Below are 3840 nucleotides of genomic sequence, written 5' to 3'. Positions count from 1 at the left end.
GCGTCGGGCTTGGGCGAAAGATCGGGCGCGATTACGCGCGCGGCCGGGGGAGGCGGCGGGGGCGGCTCGACCAGTTCGACCATCATCGGCGGCGTCTGCGGCGTCTCGACCATCGGCTCCGCACCGCCGTGCATCAGCAGCGCCAGCCGCAGATGCGCGGCCAGGATCGGCGTCGCCGCCAGCGCCCAGCGCCTTGTGCGCGCCGCGCTCAATCGCCGATCCGTGATGGGAGTTGAACACGCCGCCGCATGGTCATCGGGACAAAACGCCTGTAAAAATCGCCAGGCTCCGTTGAAAACATTCGGTCGCGTCAGGAAAGTGGCGTCGTCGTGAATACAACCGCGCGACGGCGCAGAGCGGCGATAGATGAGCGTATCCGCCCTCCGGCATCGGCCGTCGGCGGCGCAACGTCTTCACTGAGCCGATGGTTCCGTGCTCATGCAAGAATAACGCGAATATTCGATCTGCTTATGGTCCAGCTGACATGATGCCGCCCAAAGCGCGTCATTACTCCGCCTTGTCTCATACGCCATTTTCATCTTGCGCATGAACTGGGTGTGGCGCTCCCGGCAAGAAGGAGACAGAACTTGAGCAGATCGAAACTCAGGACGGCGGTCGTCGGCGGCGCCCTCATCGCCCTCGGCTTTGCGGCCAGCGGCTGCGCCAGCCATCGTTTCGTGCGTGATCAGGTCGAAGTCGTCGACAACCGCGTGACCACCGTCGAAGGCACCGCAGGCCAGGCCCTGCAACGCGCCAACGACGCGCACAAACTGGCTGAGGGCAAGTTCCTCTATCAGGTCGTGCTGTCGGACGATTCCGTGAAATTCCCCACCGACGCGGCGGCCCTGTCGCCCGAGGCCGAGCAGCGCCTGGCCCAGTTCGCACAGCGTCTGCAGGGCGAGAACAAGAACGTCTATCTGGAAATCCAGGGCTACACCGACTCGACCGGCACGCCCGAGCATAACGACCAGCTAGGCGAGCAACGCGCCGAGGCCGTGCGTCGCTTCCTGAACCGCCAGGGCGTCGCCCTGAACCGCATGGCCACCATCTCCTATGGCCAGGAACAGCCGGTGGCCTCGAACGACACGCCCGAGGGCCGTTCCCAGAACCGCCGCGTGACCATCGTGGTCCTGGCCTAAGCCGCCTCGACCTCGAACGCCGGAACGGCGGCCGCCTTCGCAGCGGCCGCCGTTTTCGTTTCTACAGCGTGCTGAAGAAGGCCGGCACGGCCTGCGTCGCCGGCCCGTAAACGCCTTCGTCAAACAGGCGCGCCCCCGACGTCGGCTCCAGGTTGATCTCGACCGTCCGCGCCCCGGCATACCGCGCCGCCTGCACGAACCCCGCCGCCGGATAGACCGCGCCCGACGTGCCGATGGACACGAACAGGTCGCAGGCCTCCAGCGCCCACTCGATCCGCTCCATCTGAAGCGGCATCTCCCCGAACCAGACGATGTGCGGCCGCATGACGCCGTCGGGATGATGCGGCGAGGCCTCATCCGCCGCCATGTCCCCGGCCCAGTCCATCACCACGCCCGACCGGGTGCAGCGGCCTTTCAGCAGTTCGCCGTGCATATGGATCAGCTCGAACCCGGCGGCCGGCGGCGTCTCTTGATGCGCCCGGTCGTGCAGATCATCGACGTTCTGCGTCACCAGCAGGAAGTCGCCCCGCCACCGCGCCGCCAGGTCCGCCAGCGCCCGGTGCGCCGCATTGGGCCGCACTTCGGCCAACTGTCGCCGCCGCTGATTGTAGAAGTCCTGCACCAGCGCCGGATCGGCCGCATAACCCTCCGGCGTCGCCACATCCTCGACCCGATGCCCGCACCACAGCCCGTCCGACGCCCGAAACGTCGGCACGCCGCTCTCGGCCGATATGCCGGCCCCGGTCAGGACGACGAGGTTCATGATCTGACTGTGTGCCAGCTCTATTCGGCATTCAGCAAGCGCCGAAGTTCGCCAGATAAGCGTTATAGTCGGGCCAGCGGAACCCCATTGGCGCGCGGCGTTGTTCCAGCCGTTCCGGGTCTTCCGTAGGGGCGGGGACCATGCGACCGGCGACGCATTGCATCTGGGTGCCATAGCGCTGCGGGCGATTTTCGGCGACCGCGATGCGGTCGTACATCATCGCGTACTGCCACTTCAGCGCCTCGCCATGGTCAGCCATCGCTTGCAGGGCGGGCAGGAAGCGCTTCTGTAATGCGGTGTCGGCATGTTGGATGACCAGAAAGGCTCCAGTCGCCGCATCCTGGCCGTAGACGGCGTTGGAGAACCAACCTTCCGCTGGAACGAGTGACAAGACGGTGGCGACGGTCTCTTCACTGAGGGCGTCGAGCCGCGCTTCGGCCGCAGCGCGCGCGGTCCGTCGATCCGCCTCCGAAAGGGTGGAGAGATCAACGCTGTGCATCGCCTTGAGCGGTTCCTGATCCAGGGCCAGCGCCAACTCCAACTGTTCGCGCGGCGTGGGATTGTCTGGCAAGGCCGCCTGCTTGGCTCGCGCGCTCGCAATCGCCTCCGTCAGGGGACGAAGCGCCGCTTCGGCGGCAGGGGATAGATCGGTCAAACTCAGGGCGGCTGCAAGGAACCAGGCCAGCATCATCGGTGTCTCTTCGTTGCCGGCTTAGACTATTGGCGCGAGTGGGTGATGCAAGCCTGTCGTGTGTCTCGATGGTGCCCAGTCTGCGGACGGATGCGAAAAATCGTCATGCATTCCAGCACGGACTAGCGCTTGCCGCGCCGCTCGTGACACACAGGCGCAAACCAAGGAGCCCCCGCCATGAAAACCCGCGCCGCCGTCGCCTTCGAGGCCAAACGTCCGTTGGAGATTGTCGAGGTCGATCTGGAGGGACCGCGCGCCGGCGAGGTGCTGATCGAGATAAAGGCCACCGGCATCTGCCACACCGACGCCTATACGCTGGACGGGCTGGACTCCGAGGGCGTCTTCCCCTCGATCCTGGGCCACGAGGGCGCGGGCGTGGTGGTCGAGGTGGGGCCGGGCGTGACCTCGGTCGCGGTCGGCGATCACGTCATCCCGCTGTACACGCCGGAATGCCGCCAGTGTAAGTCGTGCCTGTCGCGCAAGACCAATCTTTGCACGGCCATTCGCGGCACCCAGGGCAAGGGCGTCATGCCCGACGGCACCAGCCGCTTCAGCTACAAGGGTCAGGCGATCGCCCACTACATGGGCTGCTCCACCTTCTCGAACTACACCGTCCTGCCCGAGATCGCGGTGGCCAAGATCCGCAAGGACGCGCCCTTCGACAAGGCCTGCTACGTCGGTTGCGGCGTGACCACCGGCGTCGGCGCCGTGGTCAACACGGCCAAGGTCGAGCCGGGCGCCAACTGCGTCGTCTTCGGCCTGGGCGGCATCGGCCTGAATGTCATCCAGGGGCTGAAGATGGTCGGCGCCGACATGATCGTCGGCGTGGACATCAATGGCGACAAGGAAGAATGGGGCCGCCGCTTCGGCATGACCCATTTCGTCAATCCCAAGGATGTGTCGGACGTGGTGGCCCATCTGGTCCAGTTGACCGATGGCGGCGCGGACTACACCTTCGACTGCACCGGCAACACCGTCGTCATGCGCCAGGCGCTTGAGGCCTGCCACCGCGGCTGGGGCGAAAGCGTCGTCATCGGCGTCGCCGAATCCGGCAAGGAGATCGCCACCCGCCCGTTCCAGCTGGTGACCGGCCGTGTCTGGCGCGGTTCGGCCTTCGGCGGTGCGCGCGGCCGCACCGACACGCCCAAGATCGTCGATTGGTACATGGACGGAAAGATCGAGATCGACCCGATGATCACCCACACCTTCGCCCTGGACGACATCAACAAGGCCTTCGACCTGATGCA

The 3840-nt window shown here is 65.9% G+C and carries 4 protein-coding genes and 1 pseudogene; 2 read left to right on the top strand and 3 right to left on the bottom strand.

The genetic code is table 11. The features are described 5' to 3' along the window. Positions 1-212, bottom strand: a pseudogene (locus B3T77_RS15165) (hypothetical protein); the annotation flags it as partial. 375 nt (positions 213-587) lie between these two features. On the opposite strand from B3T77_RS15165, the gene B3T77_RS15160 reads away from it, so the two are divergent. Beyond that, a complete protein-coding gene (locus tag B3T77_RS15160; RefSeq protein ID WP_039244254.1) occupies positions 588-1139 on the top strand; it encodes an OmpA family protein in 552 nt (183 codons plus the stop codon). 61 nt (positions 1140-1200) lie between these two features. Here the strand turns inward: B3T77_RS15160 and B3T77_RS15155 are convergent, their stop codons facing one another. Both B3T77_RS15155 and B3T77_RS15150 read right to left on the bottom strand, forming a co-directional pair. Then, complete coding sequence (locus B3T77_RS15155) at positions 1201-1902, bottom strand: NAD-dependent deacylase (protein ID WP_292080662.1); 702 nt, start codon at positions 1900-1902, stop codon at positions 1201-1203. A gap of 31 nt (positions 1903-1933) precedes the next feature. Beyond that, positions 1934-2593 carry a DUF6624 domain-containing protein gene (locus B3T77_RS15150; protein ID WP_292080661.1) on the bottom strand — a complete coding sequence of 220 codons (660 nt, stop codon included), beginning with the start codon at positions 2591-2593 and terminating at the stop codon, positions 1934-1936. Between the two features lie 177 nt (positions 2594-2770). Between B3T77_RS15150 and B3T77_RS15145 the strand changes: the two genes are divergently transcribed. Beyond that, a partial coding sequence (locus tag B3T77_RS15145) for an S-(hydroxymethyl)glutathione dehydrogenase/class III alcohol dehydrogenase (RefSeq protein WP_292080660.1) occupies positions 2771-3840 on the top strand: 1070 nt, incomplete at its 3' end.

This window comes from Brevundimonas sp. UBA7838, assembly GCF_002500885.1.
In the GTDB taxonomy this organism is placed as follows: Bacteria; Pseudomonadota; Alphaproteobacteria; order Caulobacterales; family Caulobacteraceae; genus Brevundimonas; species Brevundimonas vesicularis_C.
The sequence above is the reverse complement of the archived record's forward strand: the minus strand, read 5'-3'. Positions and strand labels throughout refer to the sequence as shown.

Bases quoted from the DNA above. Each gene is read 5' to 3' on its own strand.
- B3T77_RS15155 (WP_292080662.1), bottom strand. From the start codon at position 1,902: ATGAACCTCGTCGTCCTGACCGGGGCCGGCATATCGGCCGAGAGCGGC.
- B3T77_RS15150 (WP_292080661.1), bottom strand. From the start codon at position 2,593: ATGATGCTGGCCTGGTTCCTTGCAGCCGCCCTGAGTTTGACCGATCTA.